Origin of the sequence: Cryobacterium sp. TMT2-14 (assembly GCF_004402465.1) — a bacterium.
Lineage (GTDB): Bacteria > Actinomycetota > Actinomycetes > Actinomycetales > Microbacteriaceae > Cryobacterium > Cryobacterium sandaracinum.
The window spans coordinates 1-24,294 of the sequence record NZ_SOFV01000022.1 but is presented as its reverse complement, the minus strand read 5'-3'; the positions used below and the strand labels follow the sequence as shown (position 1 = coordinate 24,294).

19 protein-coding genes are annotated in these 24,294 nt (G+C 70.5%); 15 read left to right on the top strand and 4 right to left on the bottom strand.

Annotated features, from left to right (window positions below):
- The first annotated feature begins 6 nt into the window (after positions 1–6).
- The 4 genes from E3O28_RS08190 (at position 7) to E3O28_RS08175 (ending at position 5,665) form a co-directional block, all read left to right on the top strand.
- Positions 7–1,227 carry an allantoate amidohydrolase gene (locus E3O28_RS08190; protein ID WP_198411554.1) on the top strand — a complete coding sequence of 407 codons (1,221 nt, stop codon included), beginning with the start codon at positions 7–9 and terminating at the stop codon, positions 1,225–1,227.
- Positions 1,224–2,747, top strand: coding sequence for a formimidoylglutamate deiminase (locus E3O28_RS08185; protein WP_241973058.1), 1,524 nt, complete (start codon positions 1,224–1,226; stop codon positions 2,745–2,747). The genes E3O28_RS08190 and E3O28_RS08185 overlap by 4 nt, the downstream gene beginning before the upstream one ends.
- Complete coding sequence (gene hutI / locus E3O28_RS08180) at positions 2,744–3,940, top strand: imidazolonepropionase (RefSeq protein WP_134373520.1); 1,197 nt, start codon at positions 2,744–2,746, stop codon at positions 3,938–3,940. Before E3O28_RS08185 ends, hutI begins: the two co-directional genes overlap by 4 nt.
- 444 nt (positions 3,941–4,384) lie before the next feature.
- Positions 4,385–5,665 carry a hemolysin family protein gene (locus E3O28_RS08175; RefSeq protein WP_104102664.1) on the top strand — a complete coding sequence of 427 codons (1,281 nt, stop codon included), beginning with the start codon at positions 4,385–4,387 and terminating at the stop codon, positions 5,663–5,665.
- Positions 5,666–5,730: 65 nt separating this feature from the next.
- On the opposite strand, the gene E3O28_RS08170 is transcribed toward E3O28_RS08175, so the two are convergent.
- Positions 5,731–7,092, bottom strand: coding sequence for a protein kinase (locus tag E3O28_RS08170; protein WP_134415587.1), 1,362 nt, complete (start codon positions 7,090–7,092; stop codon positions 5,731–5,733).
- Between the two features lie 143 nt (positions 7,093–7,235).
- On the opposite strand from E3O28_RS08170, the gene E3O28_RS08165 reads away from it, so the two are divergent.
- Positions 7,236–7,850 (top strand): DUF4232 domain-containing protein, encoded by a 615-nt coding sequence (locus E3O28_RS08165; RefSeq protein WP_166784771.1) that lies wholly within the window; start codon positions 7,236–7,238, stop codon positions 7,848–7,850.
- A gap of 219 nt (positions 7,851–8,069) precedes the next feature.
- Here the strand turns inward: E3O28_RS08165 and E3O28_RS08160 are convergent, their stop codons facing one another.
- Positions 8,070–11,279 carry an efflux RND transporter permease subunit gene (locus tag E3O28_RS08160; protein ID WP_134415585.1) on the bottom strand — a complete coding sequence of 1,070 codons (3,210 nt, stop codon included), beginning with the start codon at positions 11,277–11,279 and terminating at the stop codon, positions 8,070–8,072.
- 126 nt (positions 11,280–11,405) lie between these two features.
- Between E3O28_RS08160 and E3O28_RS08155 the strand changes: the two genes are divergently transcribed.
- The 6 genes from E3O28_RS08155 (at position 11,406) to E3O28_RS08130 (ending at position 17,614) form a co-directional block, all read left to right on the top strand.
- The gene (locus E3O28_RS08155; RefSeq protein ID WP_104102676.1) at positions 11,406–11,609 is read left to right on the top strand and encodes a dodecin family protein; all 204 of its coding nucleotides are present in this window, start codon (positions 11,406–11,408) and stop codon (positions 11,607–11,609) included.
- Between the two features lie 127 nt (positions 11,610–11,736).
- Positions 11,737–12,396 (top strand): hypothetical protein, encoded by a 660-nt coding sequence (locus E3O28_RS08150; protein ID WP_166784770.1) that lies wholly within the window; start codon positions 11,737–11,739, stop codon positions 12,394–12,396.
- Between the two features lie 97 nt (positions 12,397–12,493).
- Positions 12,494–13,267 carry a 5-oxoprolinase subunit PxpA gene (locus E3O28_RS08145; protein ID WP_134343411.1) on the top strand — a complete coding sequence of 258 codons (774 nt, stop codon included), beginning with the start codon at positions 12,494–12,496 and terminating at the stop codon, positions 13,265–13,267.
- Positions 13,268–13,271: 4 nt separating this feature from the next.
- Positions 13,272–14,915 carry a 5-oxoprolinase/urea amidolyase family protein gene (locus E3O28_RS08140; RefSeq protein ID WP_347232372.1) on the top strand — a complete coding sequence of 548 codons (1,644 nt, stop codon included), beginning with the start codon at positions 13,272–13,274 and terminating at the stop codon, positions 14,913–14,915.
- Positions 14,916–15,042: 127 nt separating this feature from the next.
- Positions 15,043–16,815: a biotin carboxylase N-terminal domain-containing protein gene (locus E3O28_RS08135; RefSeq protein WP_134401833.1), complete on the top strand. Its 1,773-nt coding sequence runs from the start codon at positions 15,043–15,045 to the stop codon at positions 16,813–16,815.
- Positions 16,816–16,912: 97 nt separating this feature from the next.
- Entirely contained in the window at positions 16,913–17,614 is a 702-nt protein-coding gene (locus E3O28_RS08130) for a GntR family transcriptional regulator (protein ID WP_134401834.1), read from the top strand.
- A 476-nt stretch (positions 17,615–18,090) separates the two neighbouring features.
- Here E3O28_RS08130 and E3O28_RS08125 read toward each other — a convergent pair whose 3' ends face one another.
- Positions 18,091–19,242 carry an NRAMP family divalent metal transporter gene (locus E3O28_RS08125; protein WP_134343425.1) on the bottom strand — a complete coding sequence of 384 codons (1,152 nt, stop codon included), beginning with the start codon at positions 19,240–19,242 and terminating at the stop codon, positions 18,091–18,093.
- Positions 19,243–19,529: 287 nt separating this feature from the next.
- Positions 19,530–20,717 carry a M20/M25/M40 family metallo-hydrolase gene (locus E3O28_RS08120; protein WP_241973057.1) on the bottom strand — a complete coding sequence of 396 codons (1,188 nt, stop codon included), beginning with the start codon at positions 20,715–20,717 and terminating at the stop codon, positions 19,530–19,532.
- A 445-nt stretch (positions 20,718–21,162) separates the two neighbouring features.
- On the opposite strand from E3O28_RS08120, the gene E3O28_RS08115 reads away from it, so the two are divergent.
- The 4 genes from E3O28_RS08115 to E3O28_RS08100 all read left to right on the top strand — a co-directional run.
- Positions 21,163–21,957 carry a CPBP family intramembrane glutamic endopeptidase gene (locus E3O28_RS08115; protein ID WP_104169461.1) on the top strand — a complete coding sequence of 265 codons (795 nt, stop codon included), beginning with the start codon at positions 21,163–21,165 and terminating at the stop codon, positions 21,955–21,957.
- Positions 21,958–22,077: 120 nt separating this feature from the next.
- Positions 22,078–22,752 (top strand): universal stress protein, encoded by a 675-nt coding sequence (locus E3O28_RS08110; protein WP_166784769.1) that lies wholly within the window; start codon positions 22,078–22,080, stop codon positions 22,750–22,752.
- A gap of 192 nt (positions 22,753–22,944) precedes the next feature.
- Entirely contained in the window at positions 22,945–23,826 is an 882-nt protein-coding gene (locus E3O28_RS08105; RefSeq protein ID WP_158250184.1) for a DUF4097 family beta strand repeat-containing protein, read from the top strand.
- 2 nt (positions 23,827–23,828) lie between these two features.
- The coding region (locus tag E3O28_RS08100; protein WP_134415583.1) for a PadR family transcriptional regulator at positions 23,829–24,294 on the top strand (466 nt) is incomplete at its 3' end.

Below are 24,294 nucleotides of genomic sequence, written 5' to 3'. Positions count from 1 at the left end.
GTGCGCATGAGCGAGCTCGCCCACGGAATGCTCGCCGGACTCGCCGAGATCGCCGACACCGGGCGGGACTCCCGCCGCGGCGGCTACTCCCGGCACCTCTGGCAGGGTGCCGACCTCGAGCTGCGGACCTGGTTCGCCCTGCGCGCCGAGCGCCTCGGGCTCAACGTCGAGACCGACCGTAACGGCAACCTCTGGGCCTGGTGGGGAGAGCCGGGGCCGGATGCCGTGGTCACGGGCAGCCACCTGGATTCCGTTCCCGGCGGCGGCGCCTACGACGGCCCCCTCGGCGTGGTCAGTGCGCTCGAGGCCGTGGCGCGGCTGCGGGCATCCGGGTTCACGCCGTCCCGCCCCTGCGCTGTGCTCGTCTGCGCCGAGGAGGAGGGCTCCCGATTCGGGATCGCCTGCCTGGGCTCCCGGCTGCTGACCGGCGGCATCGACGCCGACCGGGCCCGCGCACTCATCGACGCCGACGGGATCACCCTGGCCCAGGCTGCCCGCCGCGCCGGGCTCGACCCTGCGCACCTCGGCGCCGACCGGGACGCCCTGGCCCGAATCGGCCTCTTCATCGAGCTGCACGTGGAGCAGGGCCGCGGCCTGGTCGACCTCGGCCGGCCCGTGGCGGTGGCGTCGTCGATCCTCGCGCACGGGCGCTGGCGCCTCACCGTGACCGGCCAGGGCAACCACGCCGGCGCCACCCCGATGGAAGACCGCCGCGACCCGCTCGTGGCCGCCGCCCGCGCGATCGTCGCCGTGCAGGATGCCGCCGGGAACCACCCCGGCGCGCGCGCCACGGTCGGCCGTTTGGAGGTGGTGCCGGGCGGGACCAACGTGATCGCGTCATCCGTGCACGCCTGGCTCGACGCCCGCGCGCCCACCGACGCCGAGACCCGCGACCTGGTCGCCGCAATCGAGGCGGCCGTCGGCGAGGCCGCCCTGGTGAACGGATGCTCCGTGGCCGTCACCGAGGAGTCCTGGACCGGAACGGTGACGTTCGACCCCGAGCTCGTGGGACGATTCCGGTCGGTGCTCGGCGGTGACGCCCTCGTTCCGGCCCTGCCGACGGGTGCCGGGCACGATGCAGGCGTGCTCGCAGCGAGCGTGCCGAGCGCCATGCTCTTCGTGCGCAATCCCACCGGCGTCTCGCACTCCCCCGAGGAATTCGCCGAGGTGGGCGACTGCGTCGCCGGGATCGACGCCCTGGAGACCCTGCTGCGGAGCCTGCTGTGAGCGCGCGCGGGGTCGAGGCTGGGGCTGGACAGTCGGGGACACCGGTGGCCGCCTACTGGTGCGAGCTGGCGCTGGTCGACGGGGCTGCCCTGCCCGGCGTGCGGCTGGAGGTGGGCACGGACGGGCGCCTTCAGGCTGTCACACCGCGCTCCGAGCCGCGGCCCGGCGACGTGCGGCTCGGCACCGTGCTGCCGGGGCTGGCCAACGCGCACTCGCACGCCTTCCACCGGGCATTGCGGGGCCGCACCCACGACGCCGGCGGCGACTTCTGGCAGTGGCGGGAGGCCATGTACCAGGTGGCCGCCGGCCTCGACCCCAAGCGGTACTTCCTGCTGGCACGGGCGGTGTTCGCCGAGATGCTGGCCTCCGGTTTCACGGCAGTCGGCGAGTTCCACTATCTGCATCACCGGCCGGGCGGCTCCCGCTACCCCGCCGAACACGCCATGGAACTGGCGTTGGCGGCCGCGGCACGGGAGGTGGGCATCCGTCTGGTGCTGCTCGACACGCTCTACCTCGACGGCGGGATCGGGATGCCCCTCACCCCCGCGCAGCGCGCCTTCGGCGACGGATCGGCGGCCGCCTGGCTGGCCCGGTGGCACTCGCTGCGCGCGGCGCTCGGCCGTGCTGCCACGGCCGATGACGGCGACGGCTCCCCTGCTGACAGCCAGGCCGACATCCAGGCCGGCACGGATGCCCGCGTCACCCTGGGCGCGGCGATCCATTCGGTGCGGGCGGTGTCCCCGACCGCGATCCGGGAGGCGCTCGCCGGGCTGCCCGATGCCGTTCCACTGCACATCCACCTGTCGGAGCAGCCTCAGGAGAACGCGGACTGCCGGGCCGCCTACGGCCGGACCCCAACCGAGGTGCTGGCCTGGATCGGGGCGCTCGCTCCGCGGCTGAGCGTCGTGCACGCCACGCATCTCACCGACGAGGATGTAGCGCTGATCGGGACATCCGGGGCCTCGGTTGTGATCTGCCCGACCACGGAAGCCGACCTCGGCGACGGGATCGGGCCGGCCCTGGCGTTGCAGCGGGCCGGCGCGCGGATAGCCCTCGGCTCGGACCAGAACGCCGTCATCGACCCGCTGCTCGAGATGCGCGGCCTGGAGGCCGGCGAGCGCCTGGCATCGGGCCGGCGCGGCCGGTTCACGCCCGCCGAACTGCTCGTGGCCGCTTCGGACCACGGCTATGCCGTGCTCGGACTCGGCCGGCAGCGCCTCATCCCCGGTGACCTGTGCGACCTCGTGGAGGTGGCGAGCGACAGCATCCGCACAGCCGGATCGTTGCCGGAGCAGCTGCCGCTGACCGCAACGGCCGCCGACGTGCGCCGGGTGATCGTGGGCGGACGCGTCGTCGCCGACTCCGGGGTGCTGGTGGGTGGCGCGGGCGGGCCTGGCGGGCGCCCGTCGAGCACGCTGCAACCCGAGCTGCAACCCGAGCTGCGACCCGAGCTCCTGCTGCGCGACGCCCTCGCCGCGCTCGACGGCACCGCCGCGCTCGCGTCAGGAGAACGATCATGACCCCCGAACCGACCGAGCTGATCACCGGTATCCGGGAACTGACCACGCAGGCGGACGGCGCCCCGCGCCTCGCCGACGCCGCCCTCGTGATCGAGGGCGGCCGCATCGCGTGGATCGGACCGGCGTCCGCGGCACCGGCGGCCGATGTCCGCACGGATGCCGGCGGCCGGGCCGCTCTGCCCGGCTGGGTCGACAGCCACACCCACCTGGTGTTCGCGGGCGACCGGGCCGCGGAATTCGAGGCCCGGATGGGCGGGCAGCCCTACGCGGCGGGGGGAATCCTGACCACCGTGGCTGCCACTCGCGCCGCAACCGAGGCGCAGCTCACGGCCACGGCGGCCCGGCTGCGGCGAGAGGCGGAGGCGCAGGGCACCACGTTCCTCGAGAGCAAGACCGGCTACGGCCTCGACCTGGCGAGCGAGGCGCGGTCGGCTCGGGTGGCGGCATCCGTCGCCGATGTCGTCACATTCCTCGGCGCGCATATCGTGCCGCCGGGCATCGACCGGCGCGACTACCTGGACCTGGTCACCGGGCCGATGCTCGCCCTGGTGGCTCCGCACGCACAGTTCGTCGACGTGTTCTGCGAGGTCGGGGCGTTCGATGTGGCGGAGAGCCGGGAGGTGCTGCTGGCCGGCCGCGCCGCCGGCCTCGGCCTGCGCCTACACGGCAACCAGCTGGGATTCAGCGGCGGGGTGCGCCTCGCGGTGGAGCTCGGCGCGGCGAGCGTCGACCACTGCAACCACCTCGAGCCGGCGGACCTCGACGCCCTCGCCGCCTCAGCCACCGTGGCCACCCTCCTGCCCGCCTGCGACCTCTCCACGCGGCAGCCGTTCCCGCCGGCCCGGCGGCTGCTCGACGCCGGCGCGAGCATCGCCCTGGCCACCAACTGCAATCCGGGCAGCTCCTACACGACGTCGATGGCGTTCTGCGTGGCCACCGCGGTGCTGCAAATGGGTCTGACGATCGAGGAGGCGGTGTGGGCGGCGACCCGCGGCGGAGCCCGGGCTCTCGGCCGCGACACGGGAACGGACGCGGTCGGAGCCCTGCGCGTGGGCGGGCGGGCCGACCTGCAGGTGCTTGACGCGCCATCCGTCGCTCATCTCGCCTACCGCCCCGGCGTGCCGCTGACCTGGGCGGTCTGGCGGCAGGGTGTGCGGGCCGGCCGCCGCGGCCCATCACCGCTCCCGGCCTGACCGAGGGATTCCCGCCTCGCGCCCTCACTGTCCCCTCTCCCTCGCCGTCATCCTCCAACCCACCCCGTCGTGCATGACTCCTGCACATTGCTCAATCACTCATCGGGCACCCCCGGAATTCCGCGGATGTCCGGCGCCGGTCCCGAGAAATCGCAGGAGTTATGCACGCGAGGCATCGAAGACCACCTCCCGGGCCAGGACACTCCGTCGCCGGACAGCCAGCCAGCCGACGTCCAGGCAGCTCGCCGGCCGGCCAGGAGCCCACCCGCCCGTGGCCAACTCAGGAGAATGGCTGGCTTCGTCACCACGCCCCTTGCAATTCCGCGGCACCGCGACCCGATGAGCAGCCGACTCGCCGGATCTCCTGAGTTAGCCACACGCCGGAGGAGCCGACGCAGCGGCGCGGCCCGGGTGGAGTCCTCGAACGGCTTTAGAATGACCGGCATGGACGTTTATACCTGGCTCAACCTGGCGCTCGTGCTGCTGTTCGTGCTCATCGGCGGCGTGTTCGCAGCGACCGAGTTGGCGTTGGTGTCCCTGCGCGAGAGCCAGCTGCGCGCGCTGGAACGCGAAAGCACCCGTGGCAAAACGGTCGCCCACCTGGCCCGGGACCCGAACCGGTTTCTGGCGGCCGTGCAGATCGGCGTCACCGTCGCCGGATTCCTGTCCGCCGCCTACGGTGCCTCCACGCTGGCGCCCGACCTCGCTCCACTGCTGGTGGTACTCGGGCTGTCGAAAGGCGCCGCGGACACGCTTGCCCTGGTCGGTCTGACGCTCCTCGTCGCCTACCTCTCCCTGGTGTTGGGGGAACTCGTGCCGAAGCGATTCGCGCTGCAGAAGGCCAGCAGCTTCGCGCTCGCGCTCGCGCCACCGCTCCAGGTCTTCGCGACCCTGATGCGCCCCGTGATCTGGCTGCTGTCCGTCTCGACGAACGCCGTTGTGCGGCTCCTGGGCGGAGACCCGCACGCCCGGAGCGAGCTCGTGTCTGATGAGGAGTTGCGCGACCTCGTCGACGCACACGAGGGCCTCGAGGTCGAGGAACGGCACATCCTGAGTGAAGTGCTCGACGCCACCAACCGGCTGGTCAAGGAGGTGATGCGCCATCGCGGAGACGTCGACTTCCTGGTCGGCACGCAGACGATTCCCGCCGCCCTGGAGGAGATCCGGTCGCTGCCGCACTCGCGCTACCCGGTGATCGGCCGCTCAATCGACGAGGTGCTGGGCTTCGTACACGTGCGCGATCTCCTGGACCCCGACGCCCACCCCGGCGCGACGACCGTAGCCGAGGTGGTGCGGGCCATCGTCTTCCTTCCCGGCACCAATCGCATCCTGCCGGCCATGACCCAGCTGCGCCGTGCCGGCGTGCACATCGCGATCGTCGTCGACGAATACGGCGGCACCGACGGTATCGTGACTCTCGAGGATCTCGTTGAGGAGCTCGTGGGTGAGATCCACGACGAATACGACCTGCCTGTGCCCGAGGGACACTCCGACGAGAACGGCCAGGCCCGGCTGGCGGATGGCGGCCTGAATATCGAAGACTTCACGGATGCCACAGGAGTCGAACTCGAGGACGGCCCCTATGAGACCGCGGCCGGCTTCGTGACCTACCGGCTCGGACGCATGCCCCAGGTGGGCGACACCGTCTCGGCCGGGGACTACCAGTTGCGGGTCGCCGCTCTCGACGGGCTGCGCGTCAGCGTCATCGAGGTCGGTGCCGGCTGAGCGAGGACTCCGCGTGACCACTGCGCCTGGCCACACCGCCTGACCGCTCATGGGGCCGCTTCCCTTCAGGAAAGAGCGGCGCGCCGGCTTTCCAGCCGCAGTTCGAGTTCGCTCATCACCAGAGCGGCAAGGTCGGTGAGGGTGCGGAGCTCGGGCGCGGTGATGGCGCGCGGTCGGAAGTCGATAACGCACAGGGTGCCGAGGTTGTAACCGTTCCGGGTCGTCAGGGGTACTCCGGCATAAAACTGCAGGCTGAATTCCTCGGCCACGAGTGGGTTTGCGAGCGCGCGCGGGTCGGTGCGGGCATCCTCTACCACCCAGGGTCCCTCGGACATGATGGCCGAGGCACAGAGGCCCGGATCGCGGGGGATCTCCTCGAGGTCGAGGCCGTGATGCGATTTGAACCAGATACGGTCGGTGTCGACGATACTGACGATCGCGATCGGCACATCGCACAACCGGGCGGCGAGCGCGGCAATCCGGTCGAAGGCGCCGTCGGCGGGAGTGTCGAGAATGTCGAGGCGCGCGACCTCGTGCAGCCGTGCGGGTTCGTCGCTGACGAGGTGATCCACGGCACTACGATGGCGGCCGGTTTCCGCGATAACAGCCTGGTGCAGAGCGAGCACCACCTCCGCGGTCGGCGGGCGCTGCTCCGGCTTGCGGGCCAGCATGGTCGACAGAAGGTGCCGCCACTCCGGGGCGAGTTCCTGCGGGATGGCAGGGTCGCGCTGGAGTCTGGCCAGGGCCGACGGGATCGGCTCCCCGGGGAACGCCGTCTCACCGGTGAAGCATTCCAGGAGCACGAGCCCCAACGCATAGATGTCGCTCGCCGGGCCGAGGTTCTCTCCCCGGGCCTGCTCCGGACTGAGATAGGCGGCCGTGCCCGTCGTCATCCCCTGGGTGGTCACCCGCGCGCTGTCCGGGAACAGGGCGATGCCGAAATCGGTCAGCCGCGCGCGCGCTCGGGAATCCGAGCTGTATTCCGCAAGGAGGATGTTCGCCGGTTTGATATCACGGTGGATGACGCCGCGCCCGTGGATGTAGTCGAGCCCCTCCGCCAGGTCGTAACCGATCTGGGCGATGTGCCGCGTCGACATCGGATCCCGGTCGAGTCGCTGACGCAGGTTGACGCCGTCCACGAGCTCCATCACGAGGAAGATCTGCGGGTGGTCCGCCTCGGTCCGGTCCACACCGACGTCGAACAGGGTGACAATGCTGTGGTGGTTCAGGCTTGCCAGCACGTTGATCTCGGCTTGCTGGCGCTGAATATTGGGCACGTCGGTGGCGCGAAGTTCGAAGATCTTGATCGCCACGTCCCGACCCAGACGCTCGTCGGTGGCCCGGTAGACCGAGGCCATTCCGCCGCGGCCGATCAGGTCCTTAACCCGGTAGCGTGCGTCCAGGAACTTCGGAAATTGCGTGGTCATCAGACCCCCCCTTTGGAAATGAGTCTAGGTCAGCTTCGCGGGGGATGTTACATATCTTTGGCCCGCGCCCGTGTCCCTGGGCGACAACGCCCAGGCAGTGCGAAACTGGGGCTATGACGGTGATGCGGGGTCTAGGGCGGTCAATGGCAGTCGGACTGGGGTGCGCGGCGGCGTTGGTGCTGGCCGGATGCGCGGGGCCGGGTTCACCCCCGACCGGCGATGTCTCGCCGCCCGGTTCGACCCCGACGGCAGCTTCGACCCCGACCTCCCCAGCCACGCAGTCCTCGACACCCGCTCCCGCCGATTCGGCCTCCGCCGGCACCTGCGGTTCGAACCAACTGGCGCTGTCGCTGCAGTCGAGGCCTCAGGACAGCGGCATGGGCAACTTCTACTGGGACCTGCGCCTCACGAACACCGGCCCGGCGGCGTGCACGGTCGAGGGCTACCCGGTGACGACTCTGGTCGGCGCGGCCCCGAATGTGCCGGTCGGGTCCGCTTCCGACACCGAGCCGGGACGCTGGTACCCGGTGGCGGTCCTCGCGTTGGCGCCCGGGACATCCGCGTACAGCCTGCTGCACCTCGGCCAAGCCAGCGCGTACGGCTGTCCCCTCGTGCCGGTCGGCGCCCTCGACGTGACGCTGCCCGGCTGGGACACCGCGAGCCGGGTGGCCACTCCGAACCCGATCGAGGGCTGTGACGACGACAGCACCGTGCTCGTGCGCACCGGCCCGCTGGCCCCGGCCCCGGTCAGCTTCTAGAGCCGGGCCGGCTTCGGCCGCACGGTGGCCAACTCAGGAGATCCGGGGCAGGCCGCGGCATCCGTTGCCTGATTCCGGGGGCAGGGGCTGCAGCCGACACCGGTTTTCCTGAGTTAGCCGCAGCGTTGCGTGCACAACCCCGGCGAATGCGCGCCGCTCGGCCCGGCGGATGCGCGGAAACATACGGCCGTTCGCCGCGCGGCTCACACTGTGCAGAAGTCAGGCACGGGACACGTCGGAGATGGCGCCGGCGGATGCGCGCAGCTCGCGCCGCTCGGCCCGGCGCTCCCGGCCGCCCTCGACCAGGAAGTACAGCACGGGCAGCACCACCAGGGTCAGCACGGTCGAGGAGACCAGCCCGCCGATGACAACGAGGGCCAGCGGCTGCGAGATGAAACCACCCGTTCCGGTGAGGCCGACCGCCATCGGCAGCAGCGCGAATATCGTGGCGAGCGCGGTCATCAGGATCGGGCGCAGACGACGGGACGCACCGTTGACCAGCGCCTCCCGCACCGACTGCCCGCGACGCCGGTACTGGTTGACCAGGTCGATCAGCACGATGGCGTTGGTCACGACGATGCCGATCAGCATCAGCACGCCGATCAGCGAGGGCACACCCAGCGGGATGCCGGTGATCACCTGCAGGGCGATCGCGCCGGTCGCCGCGAACGGCACCGACACCAGCAGCAGCAGTGGCTGCAGCAGCGACCGGAAGGTCGCCACCATCACGATGTAGACGATCAGGATGGCGATCAGCAGCGCGAGCCCGAGCTGCGCGAACGCCTCGGTCTGGTCGGCGGTGACCCCGCCGAGGGTCGCCGTCGCGCCCTCCGGCAAAGCGGTGTCGGCCAGGGCTGCCGTCATCTGCGCGTTGGCCGCACCCAGGTCGTCGATGCTGGGGGTGGCGGACACGGTCGCCGTGCGCAGCCCCTTCGTCGTGGTGAGGGTGGACGGACCCTCGACCTGCTCGACCGTGGCCAGGGTGTCCAGGGCAACCGGTCCGGCCAGGGTCGGGATACTCAGGGCCGCGAGCTCGGCCGTCGTCGTCGGCGGAGCCTCGGACTGCAGGTAGACCGACAGGGTCGTCTCGTCGATCACGATGGATCCGATCACGCTCGGCTGCATGGCCTGCGACACCAGTGCGCCCAGGGCGAGCTCGCTCAGGCCCACGGCACCCGCGGCATCCCGGTCGACGGTCACCGCGATGTAGGGGCGTGAGGCCGCCAGATTGCTTGAGCTCTCCTTGATCGCGTCAAGGTCCTCCACGGAGGCGAGCACCGCGTCGGTGGCCCTCTGCAGGTCGGCGTTCGTGGCCGCGGTCACATCCACGGCGATATCGGATGTCCCGCCGAACCCTCCGCCGGACGAGATCGAGAATTCTCCGCTTCCGTTCAGGGCCGTGAGCTGGTCTCGCACGACATCCTGAACCTCGTCGGGGTTGGCCTCCCCGTCGGTGGTGATCGAGTAGGTCACGGTGTTTGACGACACGCCGCCGCCGAATGCGGCCAGGGCGTTGCCGCCACCAATGGAGACCTGCACGATTTCGACGCCGTCGGTGCCGCGAAGGGACTTCTCGGCGGCAGTGGAGGCGTCGTCCTGAGCTGCGAGGCTGGTGCCCACCGGCAGTGTCTGGGTGACTTGGAAGGTGGTCTGCCCGGTCGAGCCGAGGAAGTTGATCTTCATATAGGGAACCAGGGCCACCGTGCCGCCCAGAACGAGCACCGCGACCAGGAGTGTCGCGACGGCGTGGTTCAGGGTCCAGCGGATGACCGGGAGGTAGCCGGTCTGAAGGCGGCTCGGGCGCTCCTCGGGCGGGGCGTCCGCGCTGCCGTTGTGGCGGGTGCGGCGCGAAGTCGTGGGCTCGACGCTGACGATGGGCGAGCCTGTCGAAACCTCCGCAGTAAGGGCCAGGGGGGTTTCGACGAGCTCAACCACCGGGGCGGGCGCGACCGCCCTGGCCGGCCGCAGGAACCAGTATGCGAGCACGGGCACGATGGTCAGAGACACCAGCAGCGACGCGAGCAGGGCGATCGAGACGGTTAGCGCGAACGGCCGGAACAGTTCCCCGGTCGAGCCGCCGACGAACGCGATCGGCAGGAACACGGTGACGGTGGTGATGGTGGATGCCGTGATCGCCCCGGCCACCTCGCGCACCGCGCGCACGATGGTCGCGGCGCGGTCGGCGCCCTCGACCAGGTTGCGGGTGATGTTCTCGATCACCACGATGGAGTCGTCTACGACGCGCCCGATCGCGATGGTGAGGGCACCGAGGGTGAGGATGTTCAGCGAATAGCCCACGCCCTGCAGGCCGATGAAGGTGATCAGCACCGAGGTCGGGATCGAGATCGCCGTGACCAGGGTCGCCCGCACCGAGAGCAGGAACACGAGGATCACGAGAACGGCGAAGATCAGTCCGAGCAGGCCCTCTTCGGTGAGCGCGTCGATCGATTCCTGGATGAACGGAGCCTGGTCGAAGACGACCGTGAAGGTCGCGCCGGGGACCGCCGCCTCCAGCTGGGGCAGGATCGCGCGCACGGCCTCGGACACGTCGACCGTGTTCGCTGCGGGCACCTTGGTGACCGCGATGGTCAGGGCCGGCTGCCCGTCGACACGGGAGATGCTCGCGACCGGGTTCTCGCCGAGGGCGACGTTGGCGACGTCGCCGATGGTGGTCAGACCCGCGCCGGGCACCGGGGCGAGGATCGGAAGCGCCGCGATGTCCTCGGCCTCGCCGAGCTTCGAGCCGGTCTGCACCGAGAGGGTGGTGTCGTCTTCGGTCAGCGAACCGGCCGGGATCAGCGACCCGTTCTGTTCCAGCGCACTGCGGATGCCCTGGCTGGTCAGGCCGCGTTCGGCCAGCTTCGCGGCATCCGGCGTGATGGTCACGCGGCGGCCGACGTCGCCGACCAGGGCTGCCTCGCGCACGCCCTGCACATCACGGATGTCGCCCAGTACGCTGCGCGTGAGGTCGTCGGCGAGGGTGTCGCGGTCGCCGCCGGACACGGCGAGGGAGAGCACCGGGAAGTCGTCGATGCTGCCGGAGAGCACCTGCGGGTCGAGGTTCTCAGGCATGGTCGACTTGATGCGGTTGATGGCCTGGCTGATGCGCGATTCGGCCTTGACCAGGTCGGTGCCGTAGGTGAACGTGGCGCTGACCAGCGACGCGTTGGTGCTGCTGGTCGTCGAGGTGGATTCGAGCCCGGGGATGCCCTGGATCGCCGTCTCGATCGGCGTCGACACGTCGTCGTTGACGACCTCGGGCGAGGCGCCCGGGTAGCTCGTCGAGACCACCAGTTGCGGCAGCTGCAGGGAAGGGATCAGCTCCTGCTTGAGGCTGGTCAGGGCGAGGCTGCCGAAAACGGCGACGACGATGGTGATCAGCGCGATCAGCGCACGGTTCTTCATGCTCAAGACAGCGAGAAAATGCACCCGTTCAGTATCTCATTGCAGGGTGTGCAGACTTCCCTGCCCGGGGCATCCGTCGGGCCGAGGCAGGCGGAGGGGCGTACCCTCGGCCGCAAGACGCACCATCAACCCGAACGACAAGGAGCAATTATGTCTGTGGCACGCGTGACAACACTCAGCATCCGGTCCGACAGATCCTTCGAGGATGCCGTCGCCGTCGGCATCGCCCGGGCGAGCAAGACCCTGCGCGGGGTCTCCGGCGCCTGGGTCAAGGAACAGAAGGTGGAGGTGACAGACGGTGAGATTACCTCGTACGACGTCGTGATCGAAGTCACCTTCGTTCTCGACGACTAGGCACGGTCTGCGCACGAGCGGCCGGCCCGACAGGTCGCCGGCGGCGCGGAAGGCGGCATCCGCGACGCCGGGCCGGGTCGGCCTGGCAACTTGATAACGGGCCGATAGTGCAATTGGATGGACTTCCATGACCCGTCGCCTCGTCCAGCTCCTCATCGGCCTCTTCCTCTACGGCTTGGGGATCGCGCTGATTGTGCGCGGCGAGATCGGCGTGGCCCCGTGGGACGTCCTCACCCAGGGCATATCCGGCCGCACCGGCCTCGGTTTTGGGTTGGTCACCATCCTGATCAGCGGCGTCGTGCTGCTGCTCTGGATCCCGCTGCGCCAGAAGCCGGGCGTGGGCACCGTGCTGAACGCCCTGCTCGTCGGGCCGGCGGCGGATGTCGGCCTCTGGCTGATCCCGACGGGGCAGGATTTGTGGGTGCGCATCCTGCTGTTCGCTGCCGGGCTTCTGGTGCTGGCGATCGCTACCGGCCTCTATATCGGCGCGCATTTCGGCCCCGGCCCGCGCGACGGGCTGATGACGGGCCTGCACCAGCGCACCGGCTGGCGCATCTGGATCGTGCGCACGGGCATCGAGGTGACCGTGCTCAGCATCGGCTGGGCGCTCGGCGGCAACGTGGGCATCGGCACGGTGCTCTTCGCCGTGCTCGTCGGCCCGCTCTGCCACTGGACGATCCCGTTCTTCGCGATCACCCTGCCCCAGAACGACGACGCCCGGCTCGAGGAGACCCTCGAGGGTTCCGTGCCGCCCTCCGAGCCCTCGATCGACAGCCCCGCGAACTGACTCCGGCGCCGAATCGGGCTTTCACCCGCCAATACATTGTTGAACAATCTGTGGAAGTGGTGCATCCTTAACCAAACTTCCACGGACGGAGACCCGGATGTCCAGCATCGATTCAGACAGCATCGATCTAAACAGTGATGTCGGGGAATCCTTCGGCAACTGGTCCTTCGGCGACGACGCAGCGATCATCTCCTCCGTCTCCAGCGTGAACGTGGCCTGCGCCTTCCACGCCGGGGATCCGAGCACGATCCGCGCCACCTGCACCGCCGCCGCCGCAGCCGGCGTGACGGTCGGCGCGCACCCGGGCTACCGGGACCTGGCCGGCTTCGGCCGCCGGTTCATCGACATGGAGCCCGGTCACCTCACCGACGAGGTGATCTACCAGATCGGCGCGCTGCAGGCCCTGGCCGCGGTCGCCGGAACCCGGGTCAGCTACGTCAAACCGCACGGCGCCCTCTACAACACCATCGCGCACGACGAGGTGCAGGCGCAGGCCGTCGTCGACGCGATCCGCGCCGTCGACCCGAGCCTGCCCGTGATGGTGCTGCCCGATTCCGAGATCCAGCGCCTCGCCGACGCGGCGGGGCTCCGCACGGTCGTGGAGGCTTTCGCCGACCGCGCCTACAACTCCGACGGCTCTTTGGTCTCGCGGTCCCGGCCCGGCGCCGTGCTGCTGCACCCCGACGCTGTCACCGAGCAGGCGCTCCGCCTGGCCGGTGACCGCCAGGTGCGCACGGTCGACGGCAGCCTCCTCACGGTGACGGCCGAAAGCATCTGCCTGCACGGCGACACCCCCGGCGCGGTCGCGCTGGTCGGTGCGGTGCGCTCCGCGCTGCAGGATGCCGGAATCCGCATTCGAAGCTTCGTCTAGCCCCGTGTCCGATCCCGTTCGCATCATCCGAGCCGTCGGCGACCGCGCCGTGCTGGTCGGACTGCCCAGCCTGGCCGACGTGCTCGACCTGCAGGCACACCTGCAGCGGCATCCGTTGGCCGGGCAGCTCGACGTGCTCGCCGCCGCGGAAACCGTGCTGATCACCGGCGTCTCCGCCTCCGCCGCACGGGGATTCGCCGACGCCCTGCGGCAGCTGCAGGTGCTGCCGGCCGCCCCCGCAAACGCCGCGCTCGTGCGGATCGACACCGTCTACGACGGGGAAGACCTCGCCGACGTCGCCGCGCACACCGGCCTCAGCAGCGAGGGCGTCATCGCCGCGCACACCGGCCAGGACTGGACCGCCGCGTTCGGCGGCTTCGCCCCCGGCTTCCTCTACCTCACCGGCGCGAGCGCCGTGCTGACCGTGCCCCGGCGCAGCTCGCCGCGCAGCTCGGTGCCCACCGGCTCCGTGGCCGTGGCCGGCGACTACTCCGCCGTCTACCCCCGCGCCTCCCCCGGCGGCTGGCAGCTGCTCGGCCGCACGGACGCCCTGCTCTGGGACCTGAAGCGTTCGCAGCCGGCCCTGATCCGCCCGGGTGACCGGGTGCGGTTCCGCGCGGTGCGCGAGCAGGTCGCCGCCGCGGGGGTCCTCGTCCCGGAGACCGCAGTCGCGGTTGGGACTCCGGCAGCGGCGGCCACTCCCGATGTCGCGGCAACCGCGGCCCCCACCCCCGCCACCGGCATCCGCGTGCTCTCCCCCGGCGCGCAGACGACCGTGCAGGACCTCGGCCGCCCCGGCTACGCCGACCAGGGCGTGACCGCGTCCGGCGCACTCGACCGTGGCGCCCTGCGGCGCGCCAACCGGGTCGTTGGAAATCCCGCCACGGCCGCCGTGCTCGAGAACGCCCTCGGCGGCCTGTCCCTGACCGCGCTGGCAGACCAGGTGCTCGCCGTCACCGGTGCCGTTCTGCCGCTCACGGTGACGGATGCCGTCGGCCGCCACCGCGAGCTGCCGATGGATTCCGCCGTCTCCCTTTTCGCCGGGCAGACCCTGTCGCTCGGAGCCCCCCGCTCGGGCGTGCGCAGCTACCTGGCCTTTCGCGGCGGCATCGACGTGGACCCGGTGCTCGGCAGCCGGTCCACCGACACCCTCAGCGGCATCGGTCCGGCCCCGCTGACCTCGGGCACCGTGCTCCGGATGCTGCCGCCCGCCCCCGGCAGCGCCGTGCACCACCCCGAGACCCCGCCGCCGGCCCCGGCCGAGGTCACCGTGCTGCGCTTCGTGCCGGGACCCCGCGCGGACTGGTTCGAGCCGGCATCCGTCGACCGGTTCGGCGACGCGGAGTGGACCGTCACCCATCAGTCGAACCGGATCGGCCTGCGGCTGGCCGGTGAGCCGCTCGCCCGGTCGCGGCCGGGCGAGCTGGCCAGCGAGGGTACGGCCCGCGGGGCCATCCAGGTGCCGCCGTCGGGCTTGCCGGTTTTGTTCCTCGCGGACCACCCGGTCACCGGCGGCTACCCCGTGATCGGCGTCGTGCTCACCGAGGACCTCGACCTCGCGGCACAGTTGCCGACGGGTGCGCGCATCCGTTTCACGCCCGTGCCTGCCGAGCCCCTTCCAGCCGAGCCCGTCCCCGCCTCCCCCTGATACCCGCCCTCACGCGCTACGCGGTTGCTGCGCCGCTGCGCTGCCGGCACGCCACGCGCGGAGCGGCGCAGCCCCCGCGCGTGCCCCAAACACCCCCCGAACACACGCCCCGAATGAGAGCTGAACCATGCAGAAAGTTCTGATCGCCAACCGCGGCGAGATCGCCGTGCGCATCGCTCGCGCCTGCGACGACGCGGGCCTTGACTCCGTGGCCGTCTACGCGGACGTCGACGCCGACGGCCTGCACGTCTCGGCCGCCACGGAGGCCTGGGCACTTGGCGGCGACAGCCCGACCGACAGCTACCTCAACGTGGCCAAGCTGCTGCGCATCGCCCAGAATTCCGGCGCCGACGCCGTGCACCCGGGCTACGGCTTCCTCTCGGAGAACGCCGATTTTGCTCAGGCCGTGATTGACGCGGGACTCCTCTGGATCGGTCCGACGCCCGCCGCGATCCGGGTGCTGGGCAACAAAGTCTCCGCCCGTGAGATCGCCATCCGGGTGGGAGCTCCCCTGGTCGCCGGGTCCGAGGGCACCGTGGAGACCGCCGCCGAGGTGCGCGCCTTCGCCATGGAGCACGGCCTGCCGGTGGCCATCAAGGCGGCGTTCGGCGGCGGCGGCCGCGGCCTCAAGGTCGTCTGGGACATGGATGCGATCGAGGAGTCCTTTGATTCGGCCGTGCGCGAGTCGACGGCCGCCTTCGGCCGCGGCGAGTGCTTCGTCGAGAGGTTCCTGCACAAACCCCGCCACGTGGAGGCGCAGATCCTCGCCGACACCCACGGCAACGTGATCGTCGTGGGCACCCGCGACTGCTCGCTGCAGCGCCGCAACCAGAAGCTCGTCGAAGAGGCGCCCGCGCCGTTCCTCACCCCTGCGCAGAAAAACCAGATCTATTCCTCGGCCAAGGCCATCTGCCGGGCCGCCGGCTACACCGGCGCGGGCACCGTGGAGTACCTGCTCGCGCAGGACGGCACCATCTCGTTCCTCGAGGTGAACACCCGGCTGCAGGTCGAGCATCCGATCACCGAGGAGACCAGCGGCATCGACCTGGTACTGGCGCAGCTGCAGATCGCAGCCGGCGGGCCCGTTCCCATCTTCACCGACCCCGAACCGCGGGGGCACTCGTTCGAGTTCCGAATCAACGCCGAAGACGTGGGGCGCGGGTTCCTGCCGTGCCCCGGGACCGTGGCGACCTTTACCGTGCCGACCGGGCCGGGCATCCGGGTCGATTCCGGGGTCAGGGCAGGCGGCATCGTGCCGGACCGGTTTGACTCCCTGCTCGCCAAGCTGATCGTCACCGGCGCCGACCGGCAGCAGGCCCTGGCCCGCGCCCGCCGAGCCCTTGCCGAGTTCGAGATCACCGGCCTGCCCACCGTGCTGCCGTTCCACCGTGCCGTGGTCACTTCGACGGCATTCACCGCGCCCGACCACCTCGACGTGCACACCGGCTGGATCCAGGCCGACTTCTCCGAAGAACTGCCCAGCGACCCCCAGTTCAATCCCGTGCCGCCGGAGGCCGCCCGCCACACCATCACCATCGAGGTCGACGGGCGACGGATGGCGCTCGGCCTGCCTGCCGCCCTCCTCGACAGTCTCCTTCGCGGGCTGGGCGGCGCGGCCGGTGCGGCCGCTGTCACCGCTGCCGACGGCCTTCCCACCGGGGTCCACTCGGCCCCCGCCGCAGACCCGGCCACCCTCCGGGCCAGCATGGGCGGCTCGGTCGTGAAGTGGATGGCCCCATCCGGTGCGCTCGTGGCCGCAGGCGACCCGGTGCTCGTACTCGAGGCCATGAAGATGGAGTCGATCGTGGTGGCGCACCGCAGCGGAATCCTGCGGGAGCAGCTGGTTCAGCCCGGCGACACGGTGGCGGTGGACAGCGCGGTCGCCTCGATCGGGGACTGAGCGTATCCGTCGCCCGGTTCCGGCTGCCCGCCGGAACCGCCGGAACACCCCGCCCGTCCTCGGGCCGCCGCTCCGACCGGGCGGTATCGTGGGCACCATGACCCTCGCCGAGACCCTCGCCGACCTGCGTCACCGCACCGCGTCGGCGCGTCATGCCGAGACCGGCCAGTGGGTGTCGGGGGTGCTTCGCGAGCGGATCGCGGCCGGCCACCTGCCGCCCGGCACGAAGCTCCCCGAGGAGCCGCTCTGCGACGCGCTCGGCGTCTCGCGCAACACCCTCCGCGAGGCCTTCGCGACGCTCAGCGCCGAACGGGTGGTCACCCGCATCCCGAACAAGGGCGTCTTCGTCGCCCGGCCCACCGCAGACGACATTCGGGAGATCTACCGGGTGCGGCGCTACCTCGAGCCGGGTGCCCTGGCATTCACACCGGCCGAGGAGCTCACCCCGGCGAGGCTGGACGGACTGCGCCAGGCCGTCGCGAGCGCGCGGAAGGCCCGCGAGGCCGGATCGGTCCCGGGCATGGCCGGTGCCAACCAGGAGTTCCACGCCGGTGTCGTGGCCCTGGCCGGCAGCGACCGCCTCAATTTGCTGATGGCGCAGGTGCTCGCCGAGATGCGCCTGGTCTTCCATTCGATGGGCGAGGAGGCCACCTTCCACGCGCCCTACGTCGACGACAACGCCCGCATCGTCGAGCTGCTGGCGGCCGGCCGGTCGACGGATGCCGCGGCCCTGCTCACCGGCTACCTGCAGCGCGCCGAGGCCCAGCTGCTGTCGATCGTGGCCGAGTCCGTCCGCTAGCCGGCGGTATCCGGCACGGCTGCCCGGCCCCGCTCCCCTCAGCTGCCTGCATGCGGCTGTGCTGCGCGTCCGCGCTGTTCCTCCGCTGCACCTCCGCTGTTCCTCCGCTGCGCCTCCGCGCTGTTCCTCCGCGCTGCGCTGGTTTGTGGCTAACTCAGGAGATCCCACCGGGCCGCGCACCGCAGCCGCGGACCAGTGCGGCGGCCAGCACCAGCCGGTGACCACGCAAACAAAACTCCTGAGTTAGCCACAGAGGCGGGCGATCAAGCAGGCAGCGGGGTGGATGTCGGCGACGGAGAAAGGGGGCACCGGGTCGGCGGACAGCAGCGAGAAATGGAGGCCTTCGGGGGCCGTCGGGAGTCTCAAGGGGTCTTCGGGAGTCTCAAGGGGCCTTCGGGAGGCCTTCGGGGGTCTTCGGGGGCCGTCGGAGCGGCGGCGCGCGGCGGGCCGTGCAGGGTGGGGGTCGGGGACATCCGTCAGCCCCAAAGCGTCGCGAGTCCGCCGAGGGACTGATAGCCGAGGAACAGCGTCAGCAGCCAGGCCAGCACGCCGATGCCCAGCAGCCACTTCGGGTAGACGTAGCCGCCGAGCAGGTCGCGGCGGCGCCAGGCCACCCAGAGGATGACAGCGAAGCCGAACGGGAGGATCAGCCCGTTGACCGCGCCGGCCATGATCAGAAGCGTGGCCGGGGCCTGGCCGAGCAGCGTGTAGACCAACGTTGACACGGCGATGAAGACGACGGTGGCGATGCTGCGGGTGCGGGGCGAGGTCTGTGAAGTGGTCACGAACGAGATCGAGGTGTACGCCGCCCCGATCACCGAGGTGATGGCCGCGGCCCAGAGCACGATGCCGAAAAGTTTGAACCCGATCTCGCCGGCTGCGGCCTGGAAGGCCTCCGCGGGTTGATTGTCGCTGGTCAGGTCCACGCCCCCGGCGACCACGCCGAGGATGGCGAGGAACAGGAGCACCCGGATCACGCCGGTGATGATGATGCCCAGCACCGAACTGCGGGTGATCTCGGTGATCTGGGCCCGTCCGGTCACGCCGGCGTCAATCATCCGGTGCGCGCCGGCGTAGGTGATGTAGCCGCCGATCGTGCCGCCGATCAGGGTGGTGATGATGAGGACGTCGATGTCGTCGGGCAGCACCGCGTTCTTGACCGCGAGGCCGAGGGGCGGATTCGACACGATCGCCACGTAGGCGATCAGCACGATCATCACGGCCCCGAGTACGACGACGACCTTGTCCAGCGCGAGCCCGGCCCGTTTGCTGAGGAAGATCGCGATCGCGACGGCCGCCGAGAGGATGCCGCCGAGCTTGGCGTCCAGGCCGAAGAGCACGTTGACACCCAGGCCGGAACCGGCGATGTTGCCGATGTTGAACACGAGCCCGCCGAGGCAGATCAGCGCGGCCAGGAACCAGCCGGCGCCGGGCAGCACGGTGTTGGCCAGTTCCTGCGCTCGCTTACCGCTGACGCCGATTACCCGCCAGACGTTCAGCTGCACCGCGATGTCGACCAGGATCGAGACCAGGATGGCGAAGGCGAAGGCTGCGCCGAGCTGCACCGTGAAGCTTGTGGTCTGCACGATGAAGCCGGGTCCGACGGCGCTGGTCGCCATCAGGAACATGGCTCCGAGGAGCGCGCTACGCTGCGCCCGGCGCGGGCCGCGCAGCTTCTTCTTCACGCCTGCGGTTTTCGCTCGAATCCTGGCGCGGACGACGTTGAAAACCATGGGGCGCTCACTTCTCGGAAGGTCAGCACCGGCGGTCACTGATGTCGAGCCAGCCTACATATTGTTCAACAATCAGCACAACCATGAGGCCCACATGGACTCCCCCGGCCGGCGGGGTGCAGCGGGGCAGGGACGGCGATGGGGCCGAGGCAGGGTTCGGGCGGGATCGCCGGGCGCGCGGACTACCCGCAGAAATCGGCGATCGTGCGGGTCAGAATCTCGGTGAGCGCGTCGACGGATGCCGCGTCCGCCCACTCCGCGTCGGCGTGCGCTCCGCCACCGTCCACGCCCACGACGAGGCAGGGGATGCCGGCCTCGTGCAGCAGCCCGGCGTCGGTCCAGAACGGCTCGCCGCGGACATCCGGCCGGCGTCCGAGCACCTCCGTCGCCCGTTCGGTCACCAGACGCACGATCGGCCACTCCGGATCGGCCTCGAACGCCGCACGCGCCACGAGCCGCGTCAGCCGGAAGCGGAACCCGGCGACGACGTCGGCGAGCCGCTCCAGCAGCGCCCGGAGCTCGGCCTCGACCCGGTCGGGGCTCTGGCCGGGCAACATGCGCCGCTCGATCGTGAGCGTGCAGGCGGCGGCGACGGTGGCGGCATCCGAACCCCCGGCGATGGTCGACACGCGCACGGTCCCGTGGCCGAGCAGCGGATGCGCCGGCGCCGCCTCGATGTCGGCCCGGAGCTCATCGAGGGCGCGCAGCACCAGCCCGGCGTGCACGATGGCGTCGATGCCGCGCTCCGGCTGGGATCCGTGGGCGGCGAGCCCGGTGAGCTCCACCTCGAACCAGGCGAAACCGCGATGGGCGAGCGTGAGGCACAGCCCGCTCGGCTCGGCGACGATCGCCGCGTCGGCGCGGAAGCTGCGCAGCACCTCCATGGTGCCGAGGCTGCCGAACTCCTCGTCCGCCACGAGGGTGACGATGACGTCTCCGGCGAGAACGGATGCCCCGGCCGGCCCGGCCGCGTGGGCCCCGGTTCCCCCGACTCCCGTCGCCCGCGCCGCCGCGACCAGGATCGCCGCGACGCCGCCCTTCATATCGAAGGCTCCCCGGCCGATGACGCGACCGTCCCGGAGCTCGCCCGCGAACGGATCCCCGGCGTAACCGCCGACGCCGACGGTGTCGAGGTGCCCGTTGAGCATCAGGGAGCGCCCTCCCCCGGTGCCGCGCCGGATGCCGACGATCGTAGGCCGCCCGGGATGCTCCTCGAGGCGGTGCACCTCGAACCCCCGCGCGGTGAGCCAGTCTGCGCACCAAGCTGCGATCATCCGTTCGCCTGCAGCCTCCGGCACCAGGTCGGAGTTGACGGAATCGATGCCGATGAGCCTCCGCACCACGCCCACCGGTTCGCTCTCTGAATGCACACCCTCAACCTAGCGGCGCCGCAGACCGCGAAAGCGGGTGAAACGTCGGTTTCAGGGCTGCACGGCGACGATTCACCCGATCTCGCGACCGGGTAGCCGGCGAGGTAGCCGGCGAGGTAGCCGGCCGGGCAGCCGGCGACACGTTCCGCCCGCACCCCCCGAACGAATTCGACGGAGATTTCGTCCGAATCGGTCCTTAAACCCTGGAAAACCTTCCTTGCTCCCAAAATCTCCGTCGAATTGGTTCATCGCCGGGCCTCGATGCCCGATCGCGAGGCGAGACGCACCGGCCGTTCCCCGCCCGGGTTGGGTACCATATCTCATGGGCGATGGCGCGGCAGGGTCAGCGAAACGGGCAGCGGGCACGAGTGGGAGCACGGGCAGCCCACTCACGAGCGGCACGAGCGCCGGCAGCGGCGCCAAACCGGCAACGTCGAGCGAACGGATGCGCCCGCGCGCCTCCTGGGGACTCGTCCCCGCCGCGCTGCTCTCCGCCTCCGCCGTGCTGCTGTTCGGGGCGCGCGAGCCGCTGCCCGGCTACGCGCTACTCGCCGCGGCCATCGGGCTCGCCTTCGCCATCGACCGGGCCCTGTTCAAGGATCTGCTCCTGATCGCGATCGGGCTGCTGATCATCAGCACCATCTCGGTCGAGGCCGACATCAGCTACCCGAATATGGCGCTGATGGGGACCGTGCTGACCGTCGCCGTGCTCGTGCCCTACCTGCTCTCCCGCTACGCGTTCGGCGACCACGCGATCCGGTTCCCGATCCGCACCGGCCAGCGCTGGACCTCCCTGGAACGCTGGTACCTGCCGCTCGTGCTGCTGCTGGGCTATCTGATTCTGCCGACCTATTTCATCCGTTCCGGCGCCTACCAGAACTGGCCGGCCGTGACCGCCCCCGACGAGATCGCCCGCCTGTTCGTGGGCGTCGGCTTCGTCGGCATCTGGGACGAACTCTTCTTTATCTGCACGGCGTTCGCCCTGCTCAGGCGTCATTTCCCCGACTGGCAGGCCAATCTCCTGCAGGCCGTGATCTTCACCTCGTTCCTGTGGGAACTGGGCTACCAGAGCTGGGGGCCGCTGATGACGTTCCCCTTCGCGCTGTTGCAGGGCTACACCTTCGCGCTCACCAAATCACTGACCTACGTGGTGATCGTGCACCTGCTCTTCGACGCGGTCGTCTTCCTCGTGATCGTGCACGCCCACACCCGCGACTGGCTGCCGATCTTCCTGTACTGAAGCTCAGGCGGCGCTCAGGCGGCGAGCCGGTCGACGGATGCCCCGGCCGCCGGACCTCGCCCCCTTGCAAGTTCGGCGCGGGCCGCCAATGCTGAGGGCATGTGGGCAGAAGGCGTCTGGGTGACACCGCTTCTGGTGGCGGTCGGCTGGGTCCTGGTGGGACTTGCGTCGGCGTTCGTGATGATCCGCCGCGGCCACGACGCCCTGCTCTGGGTGGTTCTCGGTCTGGCTGCCGGCCCCTTCGCCATCGCGCTGGCCGGCCTGGCCGTCTACCTCGAGCGGGAGGAATTGGCCGAGGCGGCCGTGATTCCCGGGGAATCCCTCGAGGGAGACGTGCGGGTGCTCGTCTGCATCGACGGCTCCGAGGCCGCGGACCACGCCGCCGTCACGGTGGTGCTGCTCCTTGGGGCGAGGCTGCAGACCGTGACGCTGCTGACGGTGCTCGACTACGACGTCGCGCGCGACGTTTCCCCCGACAGGCTCGACCGCATCGCCGCCGGCATCCAGTCCGCCGCCGTCGGTCAGCTGGCCGACCTTGCGGTGCACCCGTTCAGCACCCGGGCCACCGGGAGCGCCGCCGAGCAGATCCTGCGCCGGACGGGCTCCGGCGCCTACGACCTCTTCGCGCTCGGCTCCCACCGGCAGCGCCGCTCGCGTTTCCTTGGCAGCGTGGCGCGGGAGATCGCCAACAAAGCCCCGATCCCGCTGCTGACCGTGCGAGCCGCCCCGGTCGAATCGATCGAATCGGCCGAGCGCGCCGCCCGCCTCGGCCTGCCCATCGAGCCGGAGAGTTGACCGCCGTACGGAAGCCTGAATCGAAGCCTGAACCGAAAGCTGAACCGAGAGCTGAACCCCGGCTGAGAGTTCCCGTCGGCGCTTGTTCGCTCGCCACTCGCGATATATCGTGAATTTCAACAAGACGCGATATATCGTGAACAGGTGGTGAGCATCCGTTGCGCGGACGCCGCCCCCGAAAAGGAGAATTCCATGGCTTTGGAAAAATGGCTGGTCAGCCCCGGGCAGACCACGGTGATCGACATCGAGGTCGTTCGGGCGCTCAAGGTGGGCATGATCGGCGGAAAGATCGACGTGATCGGCCACGACGAGCCGGGCACTCGCATCGAGGTGCACAGCGTGACCGGCAAGGACCTCAAGATCTCGGTCGACGGCGACACGCTCGAGATCGACCACCCGCAGCTGCGCTGGGACAACTTCATCGAGGTCTTCGCATCGTTCCGCGGCACCGCGAAGGCAGACGTCAGCATCCTGGTCCCCCGCGGCGTGGCCCTGAAGCTCGGCGTGATCTCGGCCGAGGCCCTGATCTCGGGCCTCACGAACGGCGCCCGGCTGAGCACTGTGTCGGGCGACATCGTGGTTGACGGCGTCACCGGGGACCTGGAGCTCAACGCCGTGAACGGCGAGCTGTCGGTGCGCGGCCTCGAGGGCAGTATCATCGCCCACACGGTCTCCGGCGATTGCACGGCGAGCGGGGCCATCCGTCGCTTCAGTCTCGACGGGGTTAACAGTGAGGTTTTCCTCGACATCGAGGGCACGCCCGATTCCATCAACACGAACACGATCAGCGGCAGCCTCACCGTGCGCCTCGGCGCCGATGTGGCGACGCGCTACCGGCTGAACACCGTCTCGGGCACGCTGCAGCTGGACGACCAGACGATTCGCGGCACCTTCGGAAAGGGCTTCGAGTCCAGCACCGGCACACTCGAGGGCAGCTGGCTCGAGCTGCAGGCCAACTCGGTGTCGGGCGACATCACGGTGGTGCGTCGCAGCACCGAGCCTGCGTCCGCGGGCCCGGCCGGCGAACGAACAAACACCGAACCGGGCGACGCCCGCGCCAACGGGGAGGTCTGAGAATGACCCCCGTCTTCGCCCACGGCAGCCTCCGCCTCTACCTGCTCAGCCTGCTCGCCGAGCAGCCGCGGCACGGTTACGAACTGATCCAGGCGCTCAGCGACCGCTTCGGCGGAACGTACATCCCGAGCGCCGGCACGATCTACCCGCGCCTGGCCAAGCTTGAAGAGGAAGGACTCGTGACCAAATCGACGGATGGCCGCAAGACCGTCTACGAGATCACCGACGCCGGCCGCGCCGAACTCCAGGCCCGCCAGGGTGACCTGCACGACCTCGAGACCGAGGTCGCCGACTCCGTGAGGCGACTGGCCGACGACGTGCGGTCGGGAGTCAGCGAGGCGATGCGCAGTCTGCGCCTCGACCTGGCCTCCGCCAAGCGCCAGGCGGGGGATGCCCGCAGCGCACGCAAGGCCGGCACCGCCGCCGGCAATGCCGCGCGCACCGCGGCCGGGGCCGCCGCCGGCGCGG